Source organism: Burkholderia sp. E168m23, assembly GCF_016586125.1.
In the GTDB taxonomy this organism is placed as follows: Bacteria; Pseudomonadota; Gammaproteobacteria; order Burkholderiales; family Burkholderiaceae; genus Burkholderia; species Burkholderia orbicola.
The window spans coordinates 1-4096 of record NZ_BCPP01000669.1 but is presented as its reverse complement, the minus strand read 5'-3'; the positions used below and the strand labels follow the sequence as shown (position 1 = coordinate 4096).

Annotated in this window: 3 protein-coding genes and 1 pseudogene; 3 read left to right on the top strand and 1 reads right to left on the bottom strand. The window is 68.2% G+C overall.

Translation table 11 applies throughout. The annotated features are described in order from the left end of the window. Together JMF90_RS27095 and JMF90_RS27090 are read left to right on the top strand one after the other, a co-directional pair. Positions 1–1747: acyl-CoA dehydrogenase (locus tag JMF90_RS27095; protein WP_201325649.1), on the top strand; the 1747-nt coding region annotated here is incomplete at its 5' end. 141 nt (positions 1748–1888) lie between these two features. Next, entirely contained in the window at positions 1889–2869 is a 981-nt protein-coding gene (locus tag JMF90_RS27090; protein ID WP_011545125.1) for an NADPH:quinone oxidoreductase family protein, read from the top strand. Positions 2870–3029: 160 nt separating this feature from the next. Here JMF90_RS27090 and JMF90_RS27085 read toward each other — a convergent pair whose 3' ends face one another. After that, positions 3030–3596, bottom strand: a complete 567-nt coding sequence (locus JMF90_RS27085) for a PadR family transcriptional regulator (protein WP_041489186.1) — start codon at positions 3594–3596, stop codon at positions 3030–3032. Positions 3597–3747: 151 nt separating this feature from the next. Here JMF90_RS27085 and fadH point away from each other — a divergent pair. Beyond that, a pseudogene (fadH, locus tag JMF90_RS27080) lies at positions 3748–4096 on the top strand (NADPH-dependent 2,4-dienoyl-CoA reductase); the annotation flags it as partial.

The window sequence follows — 4096 nt, the reverse complement described above, 5'->3', positions numbered from 1 at the left end:
CTACGCGGAGCATAGTCGCGAGACCTTCGACGCGGTGCTCGACACCAGCGAGCGGATTGCCGAAGACCTGTTCGCGCCGCACGCGGCGCGCGGCGATCGCGAGGAGCCGCGGTTCGACGGCGAACGCGTGACGCTGATCCCGGAAGTCGAGCCGGCCGTGCGCGCGTTCGCGGACGCCGGGCTGATCGCCGCAGGTCACGACGAAGCGCTCGGCGGCATGCGCTTGCCGAAGCTCGTCGAAGCCGCGTCGTTCCTGTTCTTCCAGGCCGCGAACATCGCGACCGCCGCGTATCCGTTCCTGACCGTCGCCAACGCGAACCTGCTCGTCGCGCACGGCAGCGCCGCGCAGATCGACGCGTTCGCGCGCCCGGAGCTGGAAGGGCGTTTCCTCGGCACGATGTGCCTGTCCGAACCGCAAGCCGGCTCGTCGCTGTCCGACATCGCGACGCGCGCCGATTTCGAAGGCGCTTCCCCGCTCGGCCCGCGCTACCGGCTGACCGGCAACAAGATGTGGATTTCCGGCGGCGAGCACGAGCTGGCGGAAAACATCGTTCACCTCGTGCTCGCGAAGATCCCCGACGAACATGGCCGGCTGCAGCCCGGCACGCGCGGCATCTCGCTGTTCATCGTGCCGAAGTTCCTGACCGGCACCGATGGCGACGCGAGCGGTGAGCACAACGACGTCGTGCTCGCCGGGCTGAACCACAAGATGGGCTATCGCGGCACGACCAACTGTCTGCTGAATTTCGGCGAAGGGACGCGTTATCGGCCGGAAGGGCGCGCGGGTGCGATCGGTTATCTGGTCGGCCAGCCGAATCACGGCCTCGCCTACATGTTCCATATGATGAACGAGGCGCGTATCGGGGTCGGCGCGGGCGCGGTGGCGCTCGGCTACACCGGTTATCTGCACGCGCTCGACTACGCGCGCAACCGCCCGCAAGGCCGCCCGCTCGGGCCTGCGGCCAAGGATGCGGCCGCGCCGCAGGCACCGATCGTCGACCATCCGGACGTGCGGCGCATGCTGCTCGCGCAGAAGGCCTATGTCGAAGGCGGTCTCGCGTTGATCCTGTACTGCGCGAAACTGGTCGACGAAGCGCGCGCGCACGGCGATGCGACGGCGCGCGCCGAGGCTACGCGCCTGCTCGACATCCTGACGCCGATCGCGAAAAGCTGGCCGTCGCAGTGGTGTCTGGCCGCGAACGATCTCGCGATCCAGGTGCACGGCGGCTACGGCTACACGCGCGACTACGCGGTCGAACGGCTCTATCGCGACAACCGCCTGAATCCGATTCACGAAGGCACGCACGGCATCCAGGCGCTCGATCTGCTGGGCCGCAAGGTCACGCAGGACGACGGCGCGTCGCTGCGCGCGCTCGATGCGCGGATCGGCGCGACCGTCGAGCGCGCGCGGGCACTGGATGCCGGCACGCGCGAGCAGGCCGATGCGTTGGCGCAGCGTTGGGCGAGACTGTGCGACGTGACGCATCAGTTGAACGCGATCGGTGATCCGCGGACGCGGCTGGCGAACGCGAGCGTGTATCTCGAAGCGTTCGGCCATCTCGTCGTTGCGTGGCTGTGGCTCGACGTGACGCTCGCCGCGCACGGGCAGGACGGCGATTTCCACGACGGCAAGCGTGCGGCGGCCCGTTACTTCTTCCGCTGGGAATTGCCGAAGGTGGATGCGCAGCTCGACCTGCTGTCGAGCGTCGACACGACGACGCTCGACATGCGCGACGCGTGGTTCTGAACGTGGTTTCAACGACATTCCGGAATACCGACGATCTCGCCGATGCGATGGTCATCGCATGCTCGTCGTGAACCGGCCGCGCGGGGCCATCCCGCACACCGTACCGATGCCCGGCCACGCCGCGCAAGGAGACAGAAGCGCATGAAAGCCCTGTTGTGTACCGCATTCGGCCCGATCGACCGCTTGCGCATCGAGGACGTCGCGATTCCCGAACCGGCTGCCGGGCAGGTCCGGATTCAGGTGAAGGCGGCATCGCTCAATTTTCCCGACGCGCTGATCGTCCAGGGGTTGTATCAGGTGAAACCGGCGCTGCCGTTTTCGCCGGGCGCCGAGTTCGCCGGCGTGATCGACGCGGTCGGCGAGGGCGTCACCGCGTGGCGGGTCGGCGATTCGGTGATGGCGTTTACCGGGCACGGCGGGTTCGCGCAGCAGTGCGTGGCCGATGCGCGGCAGCTCGCCGCGCTGCCGCCCGGCATGACGTTCGAGCAGGGCGCGGCGCTCGTGCTCGCCTACGGCACGTCGCTGCATGCGTTGCAGCAGCGTGCGCGCCTGCAGGCGGGCGAGACGCTGCTCGTGCTGGGCGCGGCCGGCGGCGTCGGGATCGCCGCGATCGAGATCGCGAAGGCGCTCGGTGCGCGCGTGATCGCGGCAGCGTCGAGCGCGGACAAGCTCGCGCTATGCCGTGAAGCGGGCGCCGACGAGACGATCGACTACGCGACCGAGGACCTGCGCCGCCGCGTGGACGAACTGACCGGCGGGCGCGGCGCCGACGTCGTCTACGATCCGGTGGGCGGCGCGTACAGCGAAGCGGCGCTGCGCGCGACCGCGTGGCGCGGCCGGTTCCTCGTGGTCGGTTTCGCGGCCGGCGAGATTCCGAAGATCGCGTTGAACCTTGCGCTGCTGAAGGAACGCGACATTCTCGGCGTGTTCTGGGGCGATGCGGTGCGGCGCGACCCGGCACAGCATGCCGCGAACATGCGGCTGCTCGCCGAATGGTTCGCAGCCGGCAAGGTGCGGCCCGCGATCACCGAGCGCGTGTCGCTGGACGGCGCGGCCGAGGCGATCGCGCGGATGGCGAACCGGCAGGTGAAGGGCAAGGTGGTGATTTTTCCGGACGCGTGATCGGGGCTCGCCGCGCGGCGATTCAATGCTGGCCGGGCGGCGGATTTTTCACGACGTCGGGCGCGGCGCGCGAGCTGCTGTAGAGCGTGGCGATCCGCTACACCGGCGCGCAATGTCGACCGGCGGTGAAACGGACAACGTGCGTTCTTCGTCAGCCGCTTCAATCCTTCGGCAGACGCAGCGTGTCGAGCGCATGCTGCGAGAACTCGACCCAGAATCGCTCGTTCGCGATGCCGGCCTGCAGCACCAGATGCTGCAGGCGCTTCGTGCGTGAATCGCCGGCCGCCGGGTCGCCGGTCGCCGTATCGCCGGGCGCCACAAAGTCACGCGCCTCGATCTGCAGATACAAGTCCAGCTTTTCCTGATGCAGCGCGATGCGCCGCCGGATCTCGTCCTCGAGGCCGGCCGGCCCGAGCACGGCTTCCGCACGCAGGCGCACCATCAACGCTTCGCGCAGCGGTGTCGGATCTTCCGGTTCGGCGATCCAGCGGCGCAATTCCTTCTTGCCGGCCGGCAGGATTCGATACGCACGCTTGCGGCCGCGGCCGGACTCGGCGGGCAGCGATTCGATCCAGCCCATTTCCTCGAGACGCCCGAGTTCGCGATAGATCTGCTGGTGCGTCGCCTGCCAGAAATAGCCGATCGAGCGATCGAAACGGTCGGCGAGCTCGGACCCCGAACCCGGGCGTTCGGCGAGGGCGGTGAGAAGCGCGTGCGGCAGGGACATGTCGAATCGGCGAAGGCTGCGGAATGAACCGCATCTTGCCATATCGGGGCCGCAGCACAAACGACGCGGGTGCTTTTATGCAACATGTTGCACAAACAAAGCCGACGAGCTACCATCAATGCAACTTGTTGCATAAACATGGAGACACCCGATGGCTTCCCGTTATCCGCATTTGACGACCCCGCTCGAACTCGGCTTCACGTCGCTCCGGAACCGCGTGTTGATGGGGTCGATGCACGTCGGCCTGGAGGAAGCGCCGAACGGTTTCGAGCGGATGGCCGCCTTCTATGCGGAGCGTGCGCGCGGCGAGGCCGGCCTGATCGTCACGGGCGGCTTCGCGCCGAACGAGCGCGGCCGTCCTGCGCCCGGCGGCGCGATGCTGACGACCGAAGCGGAAGCCGAACGCCATCGCGTCGTGACGCGTGCAGTGCAGGCCGAGGGCGGCAGGATCGCGTTGCAGATCCTGCATTTCGGGCGCTACGCGTATCACCCGGCGCTCG

Excerpts from the sequence above, each read along its gene's own strand:
- JMF90_RS27090 (WP_011545125.1), top strand. The coding sequence starts at position 1,889 with ATGAAAGCCCTGTTGTGTACCGCATTCGGCCCGATCGACCGCTTGCGC.
- JMF90_RS27085 (WP_041489186.1), bottom strand. The coding sequence starts at position 3,596 with ATGTCCCTGCCGCACGCGCTTCTCACCGCCCTCGCCGAACGCCCGGGT.